Source organism: Pseudomonas sp. B21-048, from assembly GCF_024748615.1.
In the GTDB taxonomy this organism is placed as follows: Bacteria; Pseudomonadota; Gammaproteobacteria; order Pseudomonadales; family Pseudomonadaceae; genus Aquipseudomonas.
The window spans coordinates 1,751,888-1,773,174 of the sequence record NZ_CP087168.1; the positions used below are offsets into that span (position 1 = coordinate 1,751,888).

The 21,287-nt window shown below is 56.2% G+C and carries 14 protein-coding genes, 2 tRNA genes, 3 rRNA genes and 2 pseudogenes; 13 read left to right on the top strand and 8 right to left on the bottom strand.

The features are described 5' to 3' along the window. Nucleotides 1-120: 120 nt before the first annotated feature. From LOY56_RS08055 to LOY56_RS08070, 4 genes are all read left to right on the top strand, one after another. Nucleotides 121-390, top strand: coding sequence for a hypothetical protein (locus LOY56_RS08055; RefSeq protein ID WP_258620937.1), 270 nt, complete (start codon nt 121-123; stop codon nt 388-390). Between the two features lie 100 nt (nt 391-490). Beyond that, nucleotides 491-1,105 carry a LysE family translocator gene (locus LOY56_RS08060; protein WP_258620938.1) on the top strand — a complete coding sequence of 205 codons (615 nt, stop codon included), beginning with the start codon at nt 491-493 and terminating at the stop codon, nt 1,103-1,105. 205 nt (nt 1,106-1,310) lie between these two features. Next, nucleotides 1,311-2,477, top strand: a complete 1,167-nt coding sequence (locus LOY56_RS08065) for a cysteine desulfurase family protein (RefSeq protein WP_258620939.1) — start codon at nt 1,311-1,313, stop codon at nt 2,475-2,477. 55 nt (nt 2,478-2,532) lie between these two features. Beyond that, complete coding sequence (locus LOY56_RS08070) at nt 2,533-4,341, top strand: aminopeptidase P family protein (protein ID WP_258620941.1); 1,809 nt, start codon at nt 2,533-2,535, stop codon at nt 4,339-4,341. A 141-nt stretch (nt 4,342-4,482) separates the two neighbouring features. On the opposite strand, the gene LOY56_RS08075 is transcribed toward LOY56_RS08070, so the two are convergent. Further along, nucleotides 4,483-4,764 (bottom strand): hypothetical protein, encoded by a 282-nt coding sequence (locus LOY56_RS08075; RefSeq protein ID WP_258620943.1) that lies wholly within the window; start codon nt 4,762-4,764, stop codon nt 4,483-4,485. Between the two features lie 168 nt (nt 4,765-4,932). Next, nucleotides 4,933-5,820: a threonine/homoserine exporter RhtA gene (rhtA, locus tag LOY56_RS08080; RefSeq protein ID WP_258620945.1), complete on the bottom strand. Its 888-nt coding sequence runs from the start codon at nt 5,818-5,820 to the stop codon at nt 4,933-4,935. A 670-nt stretch (nt 5,821-6,490) separates the two neighbouring features. Between rhtA and LOY56_RS08085 the strand changes: the two genes are divergently transcribed. The 7 genes and pseudogenes from LOY56_RS08085 (at nt 6,491) to LOY56_RS08115 (ending at nt 14,296) form a co-directional block, all read left to right on the top strand. After that, a 16S ribosomal RNA gene (locus LOY56_RS08085) occupies nt 6,491-8,027 on the top strand. An 82-nt stretch (nt 8,028-8,109) separates the two neighbouring features. Further along, nucleotides 8,110-8,186: transfer RNA gene (locus LOY56_RS08090), tRNA-Ile, on the top strand. Between the two features lie 30 nt (nt 8,187-8,216). Next, a tRNA-Ala gene (locus LOY56_RS08095) sits at nt 8,217-8,292 on the top strand. Between the two features lie 235 nt (nt 8,293-8,527). Then, nucleotides 8,528-11,419 (top strand): 23S ribosomal RNA (locus LOY56_RS08100). A gap of 148 nt (nt 11,420-11,567) precedes the next feature. Beyond that, a 5S ribosomal RNA gene (gene rrf / locus LOY56_RS08105) occupies nt 11,568-11,683 on the top strand. Together the 16S, 23S and 5S rRNA genes with 2 tRNA genes alongside form the textbook arrangement of a ribosomal RNA operon. 220 nt (nt 11,684-11,903) lie before the next feature. Continuing rightward, the gene (mrdA, locus tag LOY56_RS08110) at nt 11,904-13,796 is read left to right on the top strand and encodes a penicillin-binding protein 2 (RefSeq protein ID WP_258620946.1); all 1,893 of its coding nucleotides are present in this window, start codon (nt 11,904-11,906) and stop codon (nt 13,794-13,796) included. Between the two features lie 213 nt (nt 13,797-14,009). After that, nucleotides 14,010-14,296: pseudogene (locus LOY56_RS08115) on the top strand (DUF1652 domain-containing protein). Here LOY56_RS08115 and LOY56_RS08120 read toward each other — a convergent pair. Next, nucleotides 14,245-14,646 carry a lysozyme inhibitor LprI family protein gene (locus LOY56_RS08120; protein WP_258620947.1) on the bottom strand — a complete coding sequence of 134 codons (402 nt, stop codon included), beginning with the start codon at nt 14,644-14,646 and terminating at the stop codon, nt 14,245-14,247. The pseudogene LOY56_RS08115 and the gene LOY56_RS08120 overlap by 52 nt on opposite strands. 73 nt (nt 14,647-14,719) lie before the next feature. Further along, nucleotides 14,720-15,118: a GFA family protein gene (locus LOY56_RS08125; RefSeq protein ID WP_258620948.1), complete on the bottom strand. Its 399-nt coding sequence runs from the start codon at nt 15,116-15,118 to the stop codon at nt 14,720-14,722. 323 nt (nt 15,119-15,441) lie between these two features. Here LOY56_RS08125 and LOY56_RS08130 point away from each other — a divergent pair, with 323 nt between their 5' ends. Further along, nucleotides 15,442-15,930, top strand: coding sequence for an SRPBCC family protein (locus tag LOY56_RS08130; protein ID WP_258620949.1), 489 nt, complete (start codon nt 15,442-15,444; stop codon nt 15,928-15,930). A gap of 653 nt (nt 15,931-16,583) precedes the next feature. Here LOY56_RS08130 and inhA read toward each other — a convergent pair. After that, nucleotides 16,584-17,270 carry an isonitrile hydratase gene (gene inhA, locus LOY56_RS08135; RefSeq protein WP_258620950.1) on the bottom strand — a complete coding sequence of 229 codons (687 nt, stop codon included), beginning with the start codon at nt 17,268-17,270 and terminating at the stop codon, nt 16,584-16,586. 91 nt (nt 17,271-17,361) lie between these two features. On the opposite strand from inhA, the gene LOY56_RS08140 reads away from it, so the two are divergent. Continuing rightward, on the top strand, nt 17,362-18,354 hold the full coding sequence (locus LOY56_RS08140) for a GlxA family transcriptional regulator (RefSeq protein ID WP_258620951.1): 993 nt from the start codon (nt 17,362-17,364) through the stop codon (nt 18,352-18,354). On the opposite strand, the pseudogene LOY56_RS08145 reads toward LOY56_RS08140, so the two are convergent. From LOY56_RS08145 to LOY56_RS08155, 3 genes and pseudogenes are all read right to left on the bottom strand, one after another. Next, nucleotides 18,323-18,424 (bottom strand): annotated as a pseudogene (locus tag LOY56_RS08145) (alpha/beta hydrolase); the annotation flags it as partial. The gene LOY56_RS08140 and the pseudogene LOY56_RS08145 overlap by 32 nt on opposite strands. 102 nt (nt 18,425-18,526) lie before the next feature. After that, nucleotides 18,527-18,916 (bottom strand): hypothetical protein, encoded by a 390-nt coding sequence (locus LOY56_RS08150; protein WP_258620953.1) that lies wholly within the window; start codon nt 18,914-18,916, stop codon nt 18,527-18,529. Nucleotides 18,917-19,383: 467 nt separating this feature from the next. Beyond that, a complete protein-coding gene (locus LOY56_RS08155; protein WP_258620955.1) occupies nt 19,384-21,207 on the bottom strand; it encodes a glycoside hydrolase family 15 protein in 1,824 nt (607 codons plus the stop codon). Between the last annotated feature and the right edge of the window lie 80 nt (nt 21,208-21,287).

A 21,287-nucleotide genomic window follows, 5' to 3' on the forward strand; every position in this document is an offset into this window, starting at 1 on the left:
AATATGCGGAGGCGATCCGTTCATCCAATACCCACTATCGAGTCCATTGATTTCTGCCCTTCAGGGCACGCGGGTAGCCTGTGTTCATTGCCCCGAACCCAGCTTCTGCGGACGTCCGAAATGAAATCTCTACTCGCCACTTTCTTGTTACTCGCCGTCTCCGTTCTTGCCGGATGTGCCAGCCATGTTTCACCGGAATTGCGGCCCTACACCGCTGAGGAAACCCGGGAGCTGGCGCTGGAGGCCCTGAATCGTCGCGGTTTGTCCTTTGACGAGTACCATGCGAAGAAAGCTGAATTGCTCGGGCAGCCGCCAAAATCGTTCAGTTTCGACAAACACGGCGAGATGAACGCCGAACGTTCGATACAGCTGCACGGTCGCCCAAGCTGAACGACGACTGTACTGCTCGAACTTTCACACAACTGTCCGTGGGTTTCCGTCAAGGCGTGCGATAGGGTCAATACTTGACTGACCTTGATGGACTGCCTTCATGACCCTCTCGCTCGACCTGCTGCTGGGCTTTGCCCTGTTTGCCCTTGTCACCTCGATTACTCCTGGCCCGAACAACACCATGTTGTTGGCCTCGGGGGTGAATTTCGGCTTTAACCGCACCATTCCCCACATGCTGGGCGTCACCTGCGGCTTCTTCGTACTGGTGGTCGCTGTCGGGTTTGGCCTGGGCGCGGTGTTTCAAACCTATCCATTGCTTTACACGACGTTGCGCTATGTCGGCGCGGCGTATTTGCTGTACCTGGCGTGGAAGATTGCTCATTCCGGGCCAGTGGCCGAGGATGAACAGGGTGAGGGCAAGCCGATCAGTTATTTGGGCGCGGCAGCCTTTCAATGGGTCAATCCCAAGGCCTGGATCATGGCCATCGGTGCCATCAGCACCTACACACCGATGCAGGGCTATTTCACCAATGTGATTGTGATTGCCGCGGTCTTCGCCTTGATCAACCTGCCAAGTGTCAGTGTGTGGGCCGGTTGCGGCACACTGTTGCGCAATGTGTTGCGCGATCGCCGCTGGTTGCGGCTGTTCAACTGGGGCATGGCCTTGTTGTTGGTGGCTTCGCTGTATCCGTTATTGCTCGAAAGCTTTAGCTGACGCATTGCTTCATCCGGTGGCCCGATGCCTGTTAAGCTCGACTTCAGGAGCGTTCCTACGCACTTTTAAATGAAGTTGTTCTTCTTTAATGGCCTCCGGTCAGGTATTGCTGGCGTTCTGAAAATTCGGCATCGCTCATGAGGCGGCGCTTTGAAACTTCCAGTGACGAGCTTCCTGATCCCGGAACACGCTCTGCGAGTCTTTTATGAATAAACGTCCGTTGTATTTCGACTACGCCGCCACCACGCCGGTGGATGAGCGGGTCATCAAGGTCATGGTCGAGTGTTTGGGTTTCACCGGTAACTTCGGCAATCCAGCGTCCAGCTCCCATGCCTTCGGCCAACAGGCCCGACAATCGGTCGAGCAGGCACGGCGCCAGGTCGCCGGATTGGTGGGCGCCCTGGCGGAGCAGATTGTCTGGACTTCCGGCGCCACCGAATCCAACAACCTTGCCCTCAAGGGCGTGGCCCAGGCCCGCGGTGTATCCGGCGGCCACATCATCACCAGCCAGATCGAACACAAAGCGATTCTCGACACTGCAAAACAATTGCAGGATGCAGGCGTTGCGGTGACGTATCTGGTGCCCGATGCCGAAGGCCTGATTACCCCGCAAGCGGTCAGCGAAGCGATGCGCGAGGACACCTTTCTGGTGTCATTGATGCTGGTCAATAACGAACTGGGCACCGTCAACGATATCCCGGCCATCGGCCAAGTGGTGCGTGATCGCGATGCGTTGTTCCATGTCGATGCGGCCCAGGGCGCGGGCAAAGTGGCGATCGATCTGGCCCGGTGGCCGGTGGATTTGATGTCGTTCTCGGCGCACAAGGTCTACGGTCCCAAAGGCATCGGCGCGCTGTATGTCGGTCCTCGTGCGCAGCCGCGTCTGCAGGCGCAGATCCACGGAGGTGGTCACGAAGGAGGTTTACGTTCCGGCACTCTGGCGACGCACCAGATTGCCGCAATGGGAATGGCCTTCGCATTGGCGGCGCAATTGTTCAATGAAGAAAAAGCCACCATTACGCGTCTGCGTGAGCGCTTGCTCGAGCCGCTGCTGAACATTCCGGGTGTGCGCCTCAATGGCAGCCCGACCCAGCGCATTCCCCATACCCTGAGCCTGACTTTCAACGAAGGCGAATTCAGTTCCGCGGCGTTGAGTACCTCGATCGCGTTTTCCGCGACCTCGGCCTGTAATTCCGCCAGCAATGCGCCGTCCCATGTGCTGCTGGCCCTGGGGCATGACGCACGCTCGGCCAGTCGCACCATTCGCTTGAGCCTGGGGCGTTTCACCACCGAACAGGATATCGATCAAGCGGTACACCTGATTAAAGCAACTTGCGCCAGTGCTCCGGCATTCTGGGCGACAGGTCCTTAAGCGCCGACTCTGATCGGCACCGAATAATAATGATGAGTGGTTCGCAGGAGACACGATGAGTACACAGCCTTTGACCAATGGATTGGTACCCCAGCGCCTGGCGCAAACCCGCGAGCTGATGAGCCGGGAGGGCATTCATGCTCTGCTGGTGCCGTCAGCGGACCCGCACCTGTCGGAATACCTGCCGGGCTATTGGCAGGGACGGCAGTGGCTGTCGGGTTTTCATGGCTCGGTGGGCACGCTGATTGTCACGCCGGATTTTGCCGGCGTCTGGGCCGACAGCCGCTATTGGGAACAAGCGAGCAAGGAGCTCAAGGGCAGCGGCATCGAACTGGTCAAGCTGCAACCGGGTCAACCCGGCCCGCTCGATTGGCTGGCCGAGCAAACCCCTGAAGGCGGTGTCGTCGCAGTCGATGGTGCGGTGATGGCCGTGGCCTCCGCGCGTACTTTGAGCAGCAAACTCGAAGAGCGCGGCGCACGTCTGCGCACCGACATCGACCTGCTGAGTGAAGTCTGGAGTGATCGTCCAAGTCTGCCGAACGAGCCGATCTATCAACATTTGCCGCCTCAGGCGACGGTCAGCCGTGGCGAAAAACTCGCCAAACTGCGTGAGGTGCTGAAAGAGCGCGGTGCCGACTGGCACTTCATCGCCACCCTCGATGACATCGCCTGGCTGTTCAACCTGCGCGGCGGCGATGTGTCGTTCAACCCGGTGTTCGTGTCCTTCGCCCTGATCAGCCAGCAGCAGGCCACCTTGTTCGTGGCCCTTAGTAAAGTGAGCGCCGAGTTGCGCGCCATTCTTGAACAGGACGGCGTGACCCTGCGCGATTACAGCGAAGTGGCCACCGCCTTGCGTGCCGTGCCGAGTGGCGAGAGCCTGCAAGTCGATCCGGCGCGAGTCACGGCCGGTTTGCTGGATAACCTGAACAGCGGCGTGAAACTGCTCGAAGGCCTGAACCCGACTACTCTGGCCAAGTCGCAGAAAAGCCTGGCCGATGCCGAGCACATTCGTCGGGCCATGGAACAGGATGGCGCGGCGCTGTGCGAATTCTTCGCCTGGCTGGAAGCGGCGTTGGGGCGTGAGCGCATTACCGAACTGACCATCGACGAACACCTGACCGCTGCACGAACCCGGCGTCCGGATTATGTGTCTCTAAGCTTCAACACCATTGCGGCGTTCAATGCCAACGGCGCCATGCCGCACTACCACGCCACCGAAGAGGAACATGCGGTGATCGAGGGTGACGGTCTGTTGTTGATCGACTCCGGCGGCCAATACCTGGGCGGCACCACTGACATCACCCGAATGGTGCCGGTGGGTGCGCCGACTGACGAGCAGAAGCGCGATTGCACCCGCGTGCTCAAAGGCGTGATTGCACTCTCGCGTGCCCAATTCCCACGAGGCATTCTGTCGCCGTTGCTGGACGCTATTGCCCGAGCCCCGATCTGGGCCGAAAGCGTCGACTACGGTCACGGCACCGGTCATGGCGTCGGCTACTTCCTCAATGTTCACGAAGGCCCGCAAGTCATCGCCTATCAGGCCGCGGCGGCACCGCAAACCGCGATGCAGCCGGGGATGATCACGTCGATCGAACCGGGCACTTACCGCCCGGGTCGCTGGGGTGTGCGGATCGAGAATCTGGTATTGAACCGCGAGGCGGGCAAAAGCGAATTCGGTGAGTTCCTGAAATTCGAAACCCTGACCCTGTGCCCGATCGACACCCGTTGTCTGGAACCGTCGCTGCTGACCGAAGATGAGAAGCAGTGGTTCAACGGCTATCACGCCGAAGTGCGGGAACGCTTGAGCCCGTTGCTCGACGGTGCGGCCCTCGAATGGTTGAACACCCGAACCGCGGCTATTTGAGCGGTTTGAGTTCAGGCGCTGGTTCCAGCGCCCGGAGCACTCCACAGGCGCTGGCTATTGTGCACGCAGGGCTTCACGGACGAAGTCCAGCTGCCCCTGATCAGTACACAAACCCGATAGAAGAGGGATAGAAGGGGAGGGTTACTTGCAGATGACAATCATGCTGCGGCTGGTATAGCCCGCCGGGTTGAGGCCAAACGGATAGTCTCCGGGTTCTTCCACCGCATCCCCTGACTTGGCGATGACCTTGTAACCCTTGGGCGCGCATGAATTGGCGGCGCTGGTGTAGCACTTGTCCCAAGAGGACGAGAGTCCCGAACAGTTGATATGCAGTCCTTTCTTGCCGTGTTTCATGTGAGGTTTCGAGGTGGCCGCACAACCCGCAGTTGCAAGTACGGCGATCAGTATCAACATTCGTTTCATTGCTGTCCTTAATAGCGGCCCCGGATCTGTGCCTGGGTCTGCCTGCATTCGCTTTTGCTTGAAGCGTTCTGATATCCCTATCTGAAAAAATCCATGTCTGACACCGAGTTACCTAGCCTAAACATGGCCTAATTGATCGACAAATACCAGACCTTCCTCAATCTCGTTTCAATCCGCTGCAACCACAGGCTTGGCGGTACTTCCCATGGTCATGGTCGCGCCGACGGAAGCCAGAATGATGCACAGGATAGCCATCCACTGTGACAGGGAAAGGTATTCCTGGAGGAACAACAGACCAGACAGTGCGCCGAACGCCGGTTCGATGCTCATCAACGTGCCGAAGGTTCGGGCTGGAATCCGTGTGAGGGCGACCATCTCCAGGGTATAGGGCAGGGCGGTGGACAGAATGGCGACTCCAATAGCCACGGGAATCAACGAGGGTGTCAACAACGCGGCGCCAGCGTGGACAATGCCGATGGGGGCTACGAACAAAGCGGCAATTATTACGCCCAAGGCGGCGGTTTGAACCCCGTTATCAGCACCGGCCTTCTGACCGAACAAGATGTACAACGCCCAGCAAACACCCGCACCGAGGGCATAACCTGCGCCGATCAGATCGATGCCTGTGCCCGCGGCGCCTGTCGGAATCAATAGCAGTAAACCTACGGCTGCCAGAGCGATCCATAGAAAGTCGATCGCTCGACGTGAGGCATAAATAGCGACTGCCAATGGGCCGGTGAACTCCAGGGCTACGGCGATACCCAGAGGGACAGTGCGCAAGGACATATAGAAGAGGAAGTTCATGCCGCCCAGTGCCATTCCGTAGACGATAACGGTGCGCAGGGATTTTGCGGTGAGCTTCGCCCGCCATGGGCGCAATAGAAGCAGCATGATCACACTGGCAAAGATCAGTCGCAGGGTGGTCGTTCCTTGAGCACCGATAACTGGAAACATGCTTTTGGCCAGGGAGGCTCCGGACTGGATCGATGCCATGGCTATCAAGAGCAGGCCAACCGAGAACAAAGTCGAGGCAAGGCTGCGGGGGTGGTCATTCATTGCGTGGCATCGTCCGAAGTGGCAAGCGAAAGTATTATTTTATGTGATGGGCAATATACTGCGCATTCGTCGCGGGCGCGTCTATTATAAGCGGGGATTTTTGAAGGCCTGATAGAAAAACAAAATCAGGGGTTGACGGCAGATTCTGAAAGCCTATAATTCGCCCCACTTCCGGCGCAGTCGAAACGGAAAAACTCCTTGGTAAACAAAGAGTTACGCAGTTTTCGACAGTGGTTACGCTTCAGTTCATCGAAGCCAGAAGGAGTTGAAAGGGCGGTGTTGTTTGGCTCTTTTGACGGTTCGATCTTCTCGGTCGAAAGCGGAAAAAAGAGGTGTTGACAGCAGCGAGTAACGCTGTAGAATTCGCCTCCCGCTAACGAGAGATCGAAAGCGCAAGTGGTTGAAGTTGTTAAGGAAAACCTTGAAAACTTCTGAAAATAACCGCTTGACAGCAACAGAGGCTGCTGTAGAATGCGCGCCTCGGTTGAGACGAAAGATCTTAACCAACCGCTCTTTAACAACTGAATCAAGCAATTCGTGTGGGTGCTTGTGGAGTCAGACTGATAGTCAACAAGATTATCAGCATCACAAGTTACTCCGCGAGAAATCAAAGATGTAACCAACGATTGCTGAGCCAAGTTTAGGGTTTCTTAAAAACCCAAAGATGTTTGAACTGAAGAGTTTGATCATGGCTCAGATTGAACGCTGGCGGCAGGCCTAACACATGCAAGTCGAGCGGTAGAGAGGTGCTTGCACCTCTTGAGAGCGGCGGACGGGTGAGTAATGCCTAGGAATCTGCCTGGTAGTGGGGGATAACGCTCGGAAACGGACGCTAATACCGCATACGTCCTACGGGAGAAAGCAGGGGACCTTCGGGCCTTGCGCTATCAGATGAGCCTAGGTCGGATTAGCTAGTTGGTGAGGTAATGGCTCACCAAGGCGACGATCCGTAACTGGTCTGAGAGGATGATCAGTCACACTGGAACTGAGACACGGTCCAGACTCCTACGGGAGGCAGCAGTGGGGAATATTGGACAATGGGCGAAAGCCTGATCCAGCCATGCCGCGTGTGTGAAGAAGGTCTTCGGATTGTAAAGCACTTTAAGTTGGGAGGAAGGGCAGTTACCTAATACGTAATTGTTTTGACGTTACCGACAGAATAAGCACCGGCTAACTCTGTGCCAGCAGCCGCGGTAATACAGAGGGTGCAAGCGTTAATCGGAATTACTGGGCGTAAAGCGCGCGTAGGTGGTTCGTTAAGTTGGATGTGAAATCCCCGGGCTCAACCTGGGAACTGCATTCAAAACTGACGAGCTAGAGTATGGTAGAGGGTGGTGGAATTTCCTGTGTAGCGGTGAAATGCGTAGATATAGGAAGGAACACCAGTGGCGAAGGCGACCACCTGGACTGATACTGACACTGAGGTGCGAAAGCGTGGGGAGCAAACAGGATTAGATACCCTGGTAGTCCACGCCGTAAACGATGTCAACTAGCCGTTGGGAGCCTTGAGCTCTTAGTGGCGCAGCTAACGCATTAAGTTGACCGCCTGGGGAGTACGGCCGCAAGGTTAAAACTCAAATGAATTGACGGGGGCCCGCACAAGCGGTGGAGCATGTGGTTTAATTCGAAGCAACGCGAAGAACCTTACCAGGCCTTGACATCCAATGAACTTTCCAGAGATGGAAGGGTGCCTTCGGGAACATTGAGACAGGTGCTGCATGGCTGTCGTCAGCTCGTGTCGTGAGATGTTGGGTTAAGTCCCGTAACGAGCGCAACCCTTGTCCTTAGTTACCAGCACGTCATGGTGGGCACTCTAAGGAGACTGCCGGTGACAAACCGGAGGAAGGTGGGGATGACGTCAAGTCATCATGGCCCTTACGGCCTGGGCTACACACGTGCTACAATGGTCGGTACAGAGGGTTGCCAAGCCGCGAGGTGGAGCTAATCCCATAAAACCGATCGTAGTCCGGATCGCAGTCTGCAACTCGACTGCGTGAAGTCGGAATCGCTAGTAATCGCGAATCAGAATGTCGCGGTGAATACGTTCCCGGGCCTTGTACACACCGCCCGTCACACCATGGGAGTGGGTTGCACCAGAAGTAGCTAGTCTAACCTTCGGGAGGACGGTTACCACGGTGTGATTCATGACTGGGGTGAAGTCGTAACAAGGTAGCCGTAGGGGAACCTGCGGCTGGATCACCTCCTTAATCGACGACATCAGCTGCTCCATAAGTTCCCACACGAATTGCTTGATTCATTGAAGAAGACGATAAGAAGCAGCCCGAAATTGGGTCTGTAGCTCAGTTGGTTAGAGCGCACCCCTGATAAGGGTGAGGTCGGCAGTTCGAATCTGCCCAGACCCACCAATTTTGTGTGGGAAACGCCTGTAGAAATACGGGGCCATAGCTCAGCTGGGAGAGCGCCTGCCTTGCACGCAGGAGGTCAACGGTTCGATCCCGTTTGGCTCCACCACTACTGCTTCTGTTTGTTGAAAGCTTAGAAATGAGCATTCCACCAAGACGGTGTTGAATGTTGATTTCTAGTCTTTGATTAGATCGTTCTTTAAAAATTTGGGTATGTGATAGAAAGATAGACTGGATGGCACTTTCACTGGTGTTGTTCAGGCTAAGGTAAAATTTGTGAGTTTAATCGCGAATTTTCGGCGAATGTCGTCTTCACAGTATAACCAGATTGCTTGGGGTTATATGGTCAAGTGAAGAAGCGCATACGGTGGATGCCTTGGCAGTCAGAGGCGATGAAAGACGTGGTAGCCTGCGAAAAGCTTCGGGGAGTCGGCAAACAGACTTTGATCCGGAGATGTCTGAATGGGGGAACCCACCTAACATAAGTTAGGTATCTTAAGCTGAATACATAGGCTTAAGAAGCGAACCAGGGGAACTGAAACATCTAAGTACCCTGAGGAAAAGAAATCAACCGAGATTCCCTTAGTAGTGGCGAGCGAACGGGGACTAGCCCTTAAGTGGCTTTGAGATTAGCGGAACGCTCTGGAAAGTGCGGCCATAGTGGGTGATAGCCCTGTACGCGAAAATCTCTTAGTCATGAAATCGAGTAGGACGGAGCACGAGAAACTTTGTCTGAATATGGGGGGACCATCCTCCAAGGCTAAATACTACTGACTGACCGATAGTGAACTAGTACCGTGAGGGAAAGGCGAAAAGAACCCCGGAGAGGGGAGTGAAATAGATCCTGAAACCGTATGCGTACAAGCAGTGGGAGCCCACTTTGTTGGGTGACTGCGTACCTTTTGTATAATGGGTCAGCGACTTATTTTCAGTGGCGAGCTTAACCGAATAGGGGAGGCGTAGCGAAAGCGAGTCTTAATAGGGCGTCTAGTCGCTGGGAATAGACCCGAAACCGGGCGATCTATCCATGGGCAGGTTGAAGGTTGGGTAACACTAACTGGAGGACCGAACCGACTACCGTTGAAAAGTTAGCGGATGACCTGTGGATCGGAGTGAAAGGCTAATCAAGCTCGGAGATAGCTGGTTCTCCTCGAAAGCTATTTAGGTAGCGCCTCATGTATCACTGTAGGGGGTAGAGCACTGTTTCGGCTAGGGGGTCATCCCGACTTACCAAACCGATGCAAACTCCGAATACCTACAAGTGCCGAGCATGGGAGACACACGGCGGGTGCTAACGTCCGTCGTGAAAAGGGAAACAACCCAGACCGTCAGCTAAGGTCCCAAAGTTATGGTTAAGTGGGAAACGATGTGGGAAGGCTTAGACAGCTAGGAGGTTGGCTTAGAAGCAGCCACCCTTTAAAGAAAGCGTAATAGCTCACTAGTCGAGTCGGCCTGCGCGGAAGATGTAACGGGGCTCAAACCATACACCGAAGCTACGGGTATCACTTAGGTGATGCGGTAGAGGAGCGTTCTGTAAGCCTGTGAAGGTGAGTTGAGAAGCTTGCTGGAGGTATCAGAAGTGCGAATGCTGACATGAGTAACGACAATGGGTGTGAAAAACACCCACGCCGAAAGACCAAGGTTTCCTGCGCAACGTTAATCGACGCAGGGTTAGTCGGTCCCTAAGGCGAGGCTGAAAAGCGTAGTCGATGGAAAACAGGTTAATATTCCTGTACTTCTGGTTATTGCGATGGAGGGACGGAGAAGGCTAGGCCAGCTTGGCGTTGGTTGTCCAAGTTTAAGGTGGTAGGCTGGAATCTTAGGTAAATCCGGGATTCTAAGGCCGAGAGCTGATGACGAGTGTTCTTTTAGAACACGAAGTGGTTGATGCCATGCTTCCAAGAAAAGCTTCTAAGCTTCAGGTAACCAGGAACCGTACCCCAAACCGACACAGGTGGTTGGGTAGAGAATACCAAGGCGCTTGAGAGAACTCGGGTGAAGGAACTAGGCAAAATGGCACCGTAACTTCGGGAGAAGGTGCGCCGGTGAGGGTGAAGCATTTACTGCGTAAGCCCATGCCGGTCGAAGATACCAGGCCGCTGCGACTGTTTATTAAAAACACAGCACTCTGCAAACACGAAAGTGGACGTATAGGGTGTGACGCCTGCCCGGTGCCGGAAGGTTAATTGATGGGGTTAGCTAACGCGAAGCTCTTGATCGAAGCCCCGGTAAACGGCGGCCGTAACTATAACGGTCCTAAGGTAGCGAAATTCCTTGTCGGGTAAGTTCCGACCTGCACGAATGGCGTAACGATGGCGGCGCTGTCTCCACCCGAGACTCAGTGAAATTGAAATCGCTGTGAAGATGCAGTGTATCCGCGGCTAGACGGAAAGACCCCGTGAACCTTTACTATAGCTTTGCACTGGACTTTGAATTTGCTTGTGTAGGATAGGTGGGAGGCTTTGAAGCGTGGACGCCAGTTCGCGTGGAGCCAACCTTGAAATACCACCCTGGCAACTTTGAGGTTCTAACTCAGGTCCGTTATCCGGATCGAGGACAGTGTATGGTGGGTAGTTTGACTGGGGCGGTCTCCTCCTAAAGAGTAACGGAGGAGTACGAAGGTGCGCTCAGACCGGTCGGAAATCGGTCGTAGAGTATAAAGGCAAAAGCGCGCTTGACTGCGAGACAGACACGTCGAGCAGGTACGAAAGTAGGTCTTAGTGATCCGGTGGTTCTGTATGGAAGGGCCATCGCTCAACGGATAAAAGGTACTCCGGGGATAACAGGCTGATACCGCCCAAGAGTTCATATCGACGGCGGTGTTTGGCACCTCGATGTCGGCTCATCACATCCTGGGGCTGAAGCCGGTCCCAAGGGTATGGCTGTTCGCCATTTAAAGTGGTACGCGAGCTGGGTTTAGAACGTCGTGAGACAGTTCGGTCCCTATCTGCCGTGGACGTTTGAGATTTGAGAGGGGCTGCTCCTAGTACGAGAGGACCGGAGTGGACGAACCTCTGGTGTTCCGGTTGTCACGCCAGTGGCATTGCCGGGTAGCTATGTTCGGAATAGATAACCGCTGAAAGCATCTAAGCGGGAAACTAGCCTCAAGATGAGATCTCACTGGGACCTTGAGTCCCCTGAAGGGCCGTCGAAGACTACGACGTTGATAGGTTGGGTGTGTAAGCGCTGTGAGGCGTTGAGCTAACCAATACTAATTGCCCGTGAGGCTTGACCATATAACACCCAAGCAATTTGCGTCGAAAGGCCAGATTGCGGTGTGTGAAGACGCAACGAACCGAAAGTTCGAGAAACAAACACACAAATCTATTACATACCCAATTTGCTGAAGCGAGGCCAGCTGGTCACGACTCAGTACCCGAATTTCTTGACGACCATAGAGCATTGGAACCACCTGATCCCATCCCGAACTCAGCAGTGAAACGATGCATCGCCGATGGTAGTGTGGGGTTTCCCCATGTGAGAGTAGGTCATCGTCAAGATTGAATTCCGAAACCCCTATCTGCGTCTGCAGGTAGGGGTTTTGTTTTGTCCGCAGGAAAGTACCGTGATGGCTGTACCAGGCTGCATTGTTCATGAAGTTTCGGTAGAACGGGCGCTAAAGTAACCACGCCGTTTTTGGTATGGTGCAGCTCGTTTTTACCGACTGATTTCAAGCCCACGAATCGGCGCCCCCTCCACAGTCAAAGAGCTGCTGCAGAAATGCCTGAACCAATACCCATCAAGGATCACGAAAAAGAGACGCGCCTGGTCAATAAAAGATTGATGGCCTGCGCCTTGTTCGTTGCCGCAATTACCTGCGCGCTGGTGGTGCGCTTGTATGTCCTGCAGGTGGTCGAGCACGACTACCACTCGACGATCTCGGAAAACAACCGTGTACACGTATTGCCGATCCCCCCTACCCGCGGATTGATTTATGACCGCAATGGCATTGTCCTAGCGGACAATCGGCCCAGTTTTAACCTGATCATTACCCGTGAACGCGCCTCCGACGTCAAAGAAGAACTGGATGACGTGGTCAGCCTTCTGCACCTGCCAGCTGAAGACCGCACGCTGTTCGACAAGGCGATGAAGCAGGCTCGCCACCCCTTCGTGCCCGTCACCTTGTTTTACGAACTCAGCGAAGAACAGATTGCGGAGCTGGCAGTCAACGAATTCCGTCTGCCAGGGATCGACGTAGAGCCACAGTTCGTTCGTCACTACCCGATGGGCGCACACTTCGCACACTCGATCGGCTACGTCGGCCGCATCAACGAGAAAGAATCCAAAGCTCTGGATACGGTGGAATACCGTGGTACTCAATCCATCGGCAAGACCGGCATCGAGAAGTTCTACGAGTCCGAGTTGCATGGCCATGTGGGTTATGAAGAAGTCGAAACCAACGCCCAGGGCCGCGTGCTGCGAGTACTCAAATACACCGATCCGGTCCCCGGCAAAAATATCGTACTGAGCCTCGACGTCAAACTTCAGGAAGCTGCCGAGCAGGCATTGGGCGATCGCCGTGGCTCGGTGGTCGCTCTCGACCCGTCGACCGGTGAAGTACTGGCCATGGTCAGTAAGCCAAGCTTCGACCCGAACATGTTTGTGACGGGCATCAGCTTCAAGGAATACGCAGCGCTGCACGATTCCATCGACCGGCCGCTGTTCAATCGTGTGCTGCGTGGTCTCTACGCGCCCGGTTCGACCATCAAGCCGGAAGTGGCGATTGCCGGCCTCGACGCCGGGGTGGTCACTGCGCAAACCCGTGTCTTCGATCCGGGTTATTACCAGCTACCGGATTTCGATCATAAGTACCGTAACTGGAACCATAGTGGCGATGGTTGGGTGGACATGGATGCGGCGATCATGCGCTCCAACGATACCTATTTCTACGACCTAGCGCACAAGCTGGGCATCGATCGTTTGCACGACTACATGGCGATGTTCGGTCTTGGCGAAAAGGTCTCGCTGGACATGTTCGAAGAGTCTGCGGGATTAATGCCATCTCAGGCCTGGAAGCGCACGATTCGACGTCAACCATGGTTCCCTGGCGAGACAGTGATCCTCGGCATCGGACAGGGCTACATGCAGGTCACACCCCTGCAACTGGCCCAAGCCACTGCGTTGATCGCCAACAAAGGTGTATGGAACCGACCACACCTGGCCAAAACGGTGGATGGCATAGCGCCGGTGGACGAGCATCCGATGCCCAATATCATCCTCAAGAACCCGCGTGACTGGGAGCAGGTCAACCATGGCATGCAGATGGTGATGCACGACGCGCGCGGGATTGCCCGAGCCGCGGCGGCGGGAGCCCAGTACCGCATCGCCGGCAAAAGCGGGACCGCGCAAGTGGTGGCGATCAAACAGGGTGAACGCTACAACCGCGCGAAAACGCTGGAGCGCAACCGTGACAACGCCTTGTTCGTCGGATTCGCCCCGGCCGAACATCCGAAGATTGTCATCTCGGTCATGATCGAAAACGGTGAAGCCGGTGGTCGCGTCGCCGGTCCCGTGGTGCGGCAAATCATGGACGCCTGGTTGCTCGATCAGAACGGTCATTTGAAGCCGCAATACGCTGCGCCGAACAACGCGCCGGGTGACCCTCACGTCTAACAATCCAGCTTCACGGCACAGACCCGCGAACACTGGGCATATGCTGGACGCTCTCCATAAATAGATCCGCGGCGAACCGCGAGAGTCGATAAGACGACAATCAACCTGTTTGCGATGTTGAGACACCAGCTGTTCAGGACTAGAATTTTCAGGTTGAAAGGGTGAGTGACGGAGCATTTGCCCGGCCACATATCTGGTGTGAGGGAGGTAGCTATGTTCCTTTCAACCTTGGAAATTCAAAATATCATCGAGCATGGTTTCTGCCCGCTGTGTGTATTTGCAGCCTGGAGGCGGACCAGTCCCTGACGATTCGGGTCTGCGATTGCATGACCGGAAAAGTGGATCTGGTGGCCACCCACGTTCCGGTATGGACACTGGACAGCCCCCACGCTATTGCATCGCTGGTGGCTGATATGCGGCAAGAAATCGAAGCTCACAAGGTGCAGCATCAAGCCCCTGGCACCGGACAACTCAAATCCCCTTCCTGGCATTTCAAGTAAGTCTTGAACACCTCGCCCCGTGCCTTGGTCAGCTCGGTTGTGCAATGGCTGTAGATCAGCGGATACATACTGCCGCCCGCTACCCCGGACGCCGAGAACTTGCACTCGTTATCGCGAAACGCAATCCATGAACGCTGTGCGCCGACCAGTAACTTTTTGGCCTCAGGGCTGTCCTTCAATCGCGCGGTGATCTGTTGATAAAGCGCATTCAGCTCCTTATCGGCCGTCTTGCTCTGCTGCGCCGCACACTGATTCATCGTCGTCTGGTCGGTGGCGTTGGCGCAGTCGATGGCCTGCGCAAGGGGGGTGAACAGCAGTGGTGTCAATGCAAGGAGAAAACGTGGAGGCATGGGGGCTCGCTGTGATGATGGAAGATTGGGGGGCAGGGTAGCGGGGCGCCGCCAGCCGACTATATCCGGAAAACTATATTTGCCATTCAGGACATTTCTCATTTGATTCATATTCAAGCCAGGACACGTCGTGGGATGTCCAGATATGAACTTGAGGGGTCATTTTCGGATCATCGTCGAGCGTCGCCACGCGAACGATTACATGGGGTTGGACCAAGCGTTCCGCCATCAGATGCGATCCGCAGATCGAACAGAAATGCCGAAGCTTGCCCGGCGACGACTCATAGGTGCTTAGCCGGTCCTGTCCTTTTATCCAGCGAAAATGCTCACGCATGACCCCAGCCGTTGAAGCGAATGCCGCTGCGTGCGCCTTGCGGCAGGTGTGGCAGTGGCAGTGATTGATGGGCATGTCGAGGCTATCAAGTTCGTATTCGATGGCTTTGCACAAGCAGCTGCCATGCAAGTTATTCATGGGGCTTTTCCTGGTTGTGTGGCTGAGATGTCGACAGTGGCGGCCAGAAGCAGGGCCGCAGCCGTGGTTTCGATGTCTTCGCGCGGATGCAATTTCGCAAACCAGCGCTGGGGAGTGGCCTGAAGGCCATAATGGGCTGCGGGTTCCACGTCGTTGCAAACGTTAGCAGTTTCAGCCCGCTGACTCCCCCTTCAAATCAGAACTTATGGCCAAAACCGAGGCCGAATATTTCAGGTACGGGGGATTGCGGCACCCGTTTGATACAACTTTTAGGTTGGTCTTATGGTCTTTACAGGCCTACTGTTCAATACAGGAGGTGACTTATGAACCCCGCATCAGATCGAATCGAAAGGAAAATCCTGCTCAAGGTGCCGCGCTCGCAGGTCTGGCGCGTGCTGGCCAATGCCGAAGCCTTCGGGCAATGGTTCGGCGTTGCACTCGAAGGTAAGCGCTTTGTTGCCGGCGAGTGGACTCAGGGGCAGATTACTTATCCTGGTTATGAACACTTGTTGTGGAATGTACTGGTGGAGCGGGTCGAGCCGGAGCGGGTATTTTCGTTTCGCTGGCACCCGTATGCAGTCGAACCCGACACCGATTATTCTCAGGAACCCACTACGCTGGTGAAGTTCGAACTTCAGGATATGGACGAAGACACGTTATTGACGGTCGTCGAGTCCGGTTTTGATCACATCCCTCAGTCGCGCAGGCTCAAGGCATTCCGCATGGACAGCCGGGGTTGGGATGAGCAGATGAGCAATATCGAACAATTTCTGGAAACAAGTACCAAGACCCATGAGCGTCAGGGAGGTTGATGGATGCAGGCCAGGAAACTCTTTGCTTCAACGCATAATGGCTGGCTAGTCTAAGGTTTTTCGGAAGGGCGGCTATAGCGAATGTCTTACACGAAGTAGTAGCTATGTCGTCTATTGCAGATTGGATCCCAAGCGTAATCTAGCCACATCAACTGAAGCACAGGAAGTGCTTCAGGGTCACGGATGATCGACCATAGCAAGGATCGCTGCCGACAGGGAGTCGATATGGTCTTGGGAAAAACCCGCTTCGGCGGGTTTTTTTTCGTGTGCAGAAAATTGCAATCTGATCTCTTGCTACATAGGCCGGTTTTTAGGTGCTGAGTAGCCAATGGCTTACACTGAGTCGATGATATATCGTCTTTTTAACTTTCTTTGATGCGTCTAATCTGGACCCATCAACTGAAGCACAGGATGTGCTCAGGATCACGGATGATCGACCATTAGCCAGGATGGCTGCCGACAGGATGTCGCAATGGTCTTGAGAACCCGCTTCGGCGGGTTTTTTTTCGTGTGAGAAAAACTGAAAACCGTTCCTGTACCTGTAGTAGCTGCCGAAGGATCATCTGCACCAGTTTTCGGGGCTCATGGGGTCGGCGTACCACATCGCGGGCGATGACTGGCTGTGGGAGCTTTAGCTCCCACAGCCATTTCTTCTACTGGCGATCGAGTTTTGCCGCTGCACGTGCGGTGATTTCCGAGCGCAATTTCAACGATGCGGCAGCGCGCTTGCGGGCTTCATCCAGCACGCTGACCGGCGCTGTCTCGGGACTTCCCGAAGCAAACGGCGGCGCCGGGGCGTATTCCAGCTGCAGCTGCACCAATTGCGCGGTGTCCTTATCGAACAATTCAGCTGCCAGGGTCAGGGCAAAATCGATCCCCGCGGTGATCCCGCCACCGGTCAGCAGATTGCCGTCGCGTACCACCCGATCCTTCACCGGAGTCGCTCCCAAAACCCCGAGCAATTCGTGATATGCCCAGTGAGTGGTAGCGCGCTTGCCCTTGAGCAACCCCGCCGCGCCAAGCACCAGCGCGCCAGTGCAAACCGAAGTGACATACTTCGCGTTAGCGGCCTGAGCCTTGATGAAGGCCAGGGCTTGGTCATCCTCCATCAAGGGTCCGACACCGCCGCCACCGGGAATGCAGATCACATCCAGCGGCGGGCAATCGTCGAAGGTGACGGTCGGTTTCAACGCCAGTCCGGTACTCGCAGTGATCGGGACCAGGTCTTTCCAGATCAGATGCACTTTCACATCCGGCAGCGAGGCCAGCACGTCATAAGGGCCGGTCAGGTCCAGTTGTTGAACCTGTGGAAACAACAGAAAACCGATCTGCAACGTCATGGTGTTTTTTCTCCTGGTTGGGGTGGACGGCTTCACTGTAGGCTCGTAGGATCTGGCGTATACGCCAATCACCCCACGAATTACGCCAAGCATGCCGAACAACCCGAAAACCATTCATGTGCTGGCCTTTGCCAACGTGCAACTGCTCGACGTCACCGGGCCGTTGCAGGTATTCGCCTCGGCCAACGATATTGCTCGCCAGCAAGGTTTGCCACCGCCCTATGCGCCATCGGTGATTGCCAGCGGTGGCGGGACGGTGATGTCGTCGGCGGGGTTGGCGCTATTGGCAGAGCTACTGCCGGATCAGGGCAGCGACACTTTGATCATTGCCGGTGGCTGGGGCGTTTACGCGGCGGCTCAAGACGAGCTGCTGGTGGCTTGGGTGCGTGAGCACGCCAAGGGATGTCGGCGAGTGGCATCGGTGTGCACCGGGGCGTTTTTGCTGGCGGCCACCGGTTGGCTCGACGGGCGGCGGGTGGTCACGCACTGGACCCGCTGCGAGCAGTTGGCCCACCTGCATCCCACACTACAGGTCGAACCCAACCCGATCTTCATCAACGACGGACCGGTCTGGACCTCGGCCGGTGTCACCGCGGGCATCGACCTGGCCCTGGCGATGGTCGAAGAAGACCTCGGTCGAACCATGGCCCTGGACGTCGCCCGGCAACTGGTGGTGTTTCTCAAGCGTCCGGGTGGCCAGTCGCAGTTCAGCGTGACCCTGTCCCTGCAAAAGGAAGGCAACCGTTTCGATGACCTTCACGCCTGGATCAGCGAAAATCTAACCAAAGACCTCGGCATCCCGACCTTGGCCTTGCAGGTCGGCATGAGCGAGCGCAGCTTCGTCCGTCATTACCGCGCCGACACCGGCCAAACCCCGGCGCGGGCCATCGAACTGATTCGGGTCGAGACCGCGCGACGGCTGCTCAGCGACACCGGTATGCCGATCAAACGGGTCGCGGTGCAATGCGGGTTTGGCAGTGAAGAGACCTTGCGCCGCAGTTTTCTGCGGGCCATGGGCGTGACACCACAAGCCTATCGCGAGCGGTTTTCAGTCAACTCTCCAGCAGATCCAGTATTGCCTTGAAGGTCGCCTTGGGCGCTTCTTCGGCAATGTTATGCCCGACGCCCGTCGGTACCCGGCGTTTATAAGGGCCTCATGGGAGCAGGATAACCGGGTTGCCGCTGATGGGACCGTGTTGTTCGTAGACGAGAGTTTTTTCAGGGAACTGATCCAAATCGATCCGAGGGGCTTATTCTCAAGCTTCCACGTCTGCGACCTGATTGAAATACTTCGACCGGTCCGGTGTAAACGTCACGACCATTCTGGTTCTGGAACAGGTCAACGACCGTTCTGCACTCAAATCAATATCCAGATCTTCGCCCCGTAACCCCTGCCATTCGGCAAGGTATTTGAGGGATCCGTATTTTTCGGGTTTCTTCAGGCTGCGGCTGACGCCCCCTTTCCAACCCAACACCGGAAGTTCGCCGGTGAGGCATTGTTGGGCGAGGTCGGGGAAGCGGGCGGCGCGTTGGCGGCCGATTTCCCAGCATTTGATCAGGCCTTTGTCGTGGCCCTCCCACAGTTCAGTCCGGTTCAGGCCAGATCGGAGTGGGGTATCGATGCTGCGATGGATGCGCTGGGTCATTCTGGTTCCTTGAATTCGGGTTTTGTTGGACAGCTCCGCTGTGCCCGTTGAGCGTGGATGGTAGGGATGGATGTAAGCGGTGGCAACAAGGTATTTCTGGATGTAGGAATGAGTGATTGAGTGTTTATTGGGCGAGTTTGTTTAATAAATGTAGGTGTTTGGCCTACGATCCTGTGGCGAGGGGGCAGGCCCCCGTTCGGTTGCGCAGCAGCCATAAAGCCAGCAAATGTAGTGTTTTTGGAGGAATGTGGTTGTAGGTTTCAGGGCCGCTGAGCGCCCCAATGGGAGCAAGCTCCCTCGTCACAGGGGTATGTAGAATGTGTTTTTGTTTACTATCTGTAAGCCTTTCTCCTACAAAAAATGCAGCGAAAGCAGGGGGTTCCGACGGGCTTTGGTGACAGTAAGGCTTGTGTTGGGCTGATGGCCCTTTCGCGGGCAAGTCGGATCGCGAAGAAGGCGACTTGGTTTCAAGGCTGCCAAAAGCTTTTCTCCCCGCTCAATTTCCTGTTCAGAAAACTCGCCGCGCTGATCAGCGCCAGGTGCGTCAGCGCTTGTGGTGTGTTGCCCAAATGCCGGGCATGGCTGTCGAACTCTTCGGCATACAGCCCCAGCGGGTTGGCGTACTTCAGCAATTGTTCGAACTCCAGGTGCGCTTTCTCCACTTGGCCGGCCCGGGCCAGGCATTCGACGTACCAGAACGAGCACGCGGCGAAGGCGCCTTCGGTGCCGGGCAGGCCGTCGATCTGGCTGTCGTCGTTGCGGTAGCGGTAGACCATGCCCGCGCGCACCAGGGTTTTCTCGATGGCTTCGAGGGTCGCGATCCAGCGCGGATCCTTGGCGCTGACGAAGCGCACCAGCGGCATCAGCAGCATCGAGCCGTCGAGGCCGGTGCCGCCGATGTGCTGGACGAAATGCCCGCGCTCTTCATTCCAGAAATTGCTCCAGATATCGCTGTAGATCGCTTGACGGGTCTGGTCCCAGCGCGCGAACGGGGCAGGTAGCGAGCGTTTGGAGGCCAGCCGGATGGCCCGGTCCACGGCCACCCAGCACATCAGTCGCGAGTGCAGGAAATGATACTGCTCGCCGCGCACTTCCCAGATGCCGACGTCTTTTTGCTGCCAGGTTTCGCAGACCTGATCGACCACTTCCACGGTGTGTTTCCAGCCTTCATGGGAGATCGCTTCTCCGTGCTTGTTAACCAGGTACACCGCGTCCAACAGCTCGCCGAAAATGTCGAGTTGGATTTGATCCCAGGCCTGATTACCGATGCGTACCGGTGTCGCGCCGCCATGGCCGGACAAGTGCGCAAGTTCGACCTCCGGCAGTTCCTGACGGCCATCGATGGCGTAGAGGATGTTGAGTTTCATGGTCTTGCCGTGACAATCCCTGACCCGACCGCGCAACCAGCGCGTGTAGGCGTTAGCTTCCTCGACGAAGCCCAGGCGCATGAAGGCATAGACGGTGAACGAGGCGTCGCGGATCCAGGTGTAGCGATAGTCCCAATTGCGTTCGCCGCCGGGTGTTTCCGGCAGGCCGAAGGTGGCGGCGGCGAGGATGGCGCCGTGCTTGCGCGAGGTCAGTAGCTTCAAGGCCAGGGCCGAGCGATTGACCATTTCCCGCCAGCGACCGCGATAATTGGACTGGCCGATCCAGTCGCGCCAGAACTTCAAGGTGCGTTCCAGGCACAGTGCGGCGGCGCCTTCCTTGAGGCGCGCATCGTCAACGCCGCCGAGCAGGAACTCGGCGCTCTGGTCCTGTTCGAGGATGAATTCGGCGACGGCCGCATGGCCCTCGACGCGCAAGGATTGATCCGAACACAGCTGCATGGCTGGCTGGCCGGTGGCCTCGAAATACACGCTCCGATCACGTGCGTGGGCCTTGGTGGAAGCCCTGGCATAGTCATGACGCACAGCGCAGCGCATGCGGATCGTCGCTTGTCCGCTGACCACCCGCACCCGGCGCATCAACATCGGCAAATCATCTTCGCTGTCGCCGATGGGCAGCAGGTCGGTGACTTCGACCACCGCGTGGTCGCTCATCCAGCGGGTTTGCAGGACGTTGGTGTCGGGCAGGTAAATCTGTTCGCGACGGGCGTCGGGCAGGTCCGGGGCCAGTTGGAAAATGCCGGCTTCGGGGCTGTCCAGCAGCGAGCAGAAGATCGACGGACTGTCGAATTCCGGCCAGCAGAAAAAGTCCACGCTGCCCTTGTCGTTGACCAGCGCCGCGCTGCGCATGTCGCCAATAATGCCGTGGGCGTCGATGGCGCTTTGTCGTTCGGAATGATCAGTCATTGCCGCAGAGCTCCGGGGATTGAAGGCCTAACTAGCTGACCGGTTTGAGCCGCAGAGAGTTCAGTTGTCGGCAAACCGTC

Bases quoted from the DNA above. Each gene is read 5' to 3' on its own strand.
- LOY56_RS08140 (WP_258620951.1), top strand. From the start codon at position 17,362: ATGCCGAACAACCCGAAAACCATTCATGTGCTGGCCTTTGCCAACGTG.
- LOY56_RS08130 (WP_258620949.1), top strand. From the start codon at position 15,442: ATGAACCCCGCATCAGATCGAATCGAAAGGAAAATCCTGCTCAAGGTG.
- LOY56_RS08155 (WP_258620955.1), bottom strand. From the start codon at position 21,207: ATGACTGATCATTCCGAACGACAAAGCGCCATCGACGCCCACGGCATT.
- LOY56_RS08075 (WP_258620943.1), bottom strand. From the start codon at position 4,764: ATGAAACGAATGTTGATACTGATCGCCGTACTTGCAACTGCGGGTTGT.
- LOY56_RS08125 (WP_258620948.1), bottom strand. From the start codon at position 15,118: ATGAATAACTTGCATGGCAGCTGCTTGTGCAAAGCCATCGAATACGAA.
- LOY56_RS08150 (WP_258620953.1), bottom strand. From the start codon at position 18,916: ATGACCCAGCGCATCCATCGCAGCATCGATACCCCACTCCGATCTGGC.
- LOY56_RS08055 (WP_258620937.1), top strand. From the start codon at position 121: ATGAAATCTCTACTCGCCACTTTCTTGTTACTCGCCGTCTCCGTTCTT.
- LOY56_RS08065 (WP_258620939.1), top strand. From the start codon at position 1,311: ATGAATAAACGTCCGTTGTATTTCGACTACGCCGCCACCACGCCGGTG.
- LOY56_RS08070 (WP_258620941.1), top strand. From the start codon at position 2,533: ATGAGTACACAGCCTTTGACCAATGGATTGGTACCCCAGCGCCTGGCG.
- inhA (WP_258620950.1), bottom strand. From the start codon at position 17,270: ATGACGTTGCAGATCGGTTTTCTGTTGTTTCCACAGGTTCAACAACTG.
- LOY56_RS08120 (WP_258620947.1), bottom strand. From the start codon at position 14,646: ATGCCTCCACGTTTTCTCCTTGCATTGACACCACTGCTGTTCACCCCC.
- rhtA (WP_258620945.1), bottom strand. From the start codon at position 5,820: ATGAATGACCACCCCCGCAGCCTTGCCTCGACTTTGTTCTCGGTTGGC.
- LOY56_RS08060 (WP_258620938.1), top strand. From the start codon at position 491: ATGACCCTCTCGCTCGACCTGCTGCTGGGCTTTGCCCTGTTTGCCCTT.
- mrdA (WP_258620946.1), top strand. From the start codon at position 11,904: ATGCCTGAACCAATACCCATCAAGGATCACGAAAAAGAGACGCGCCTG.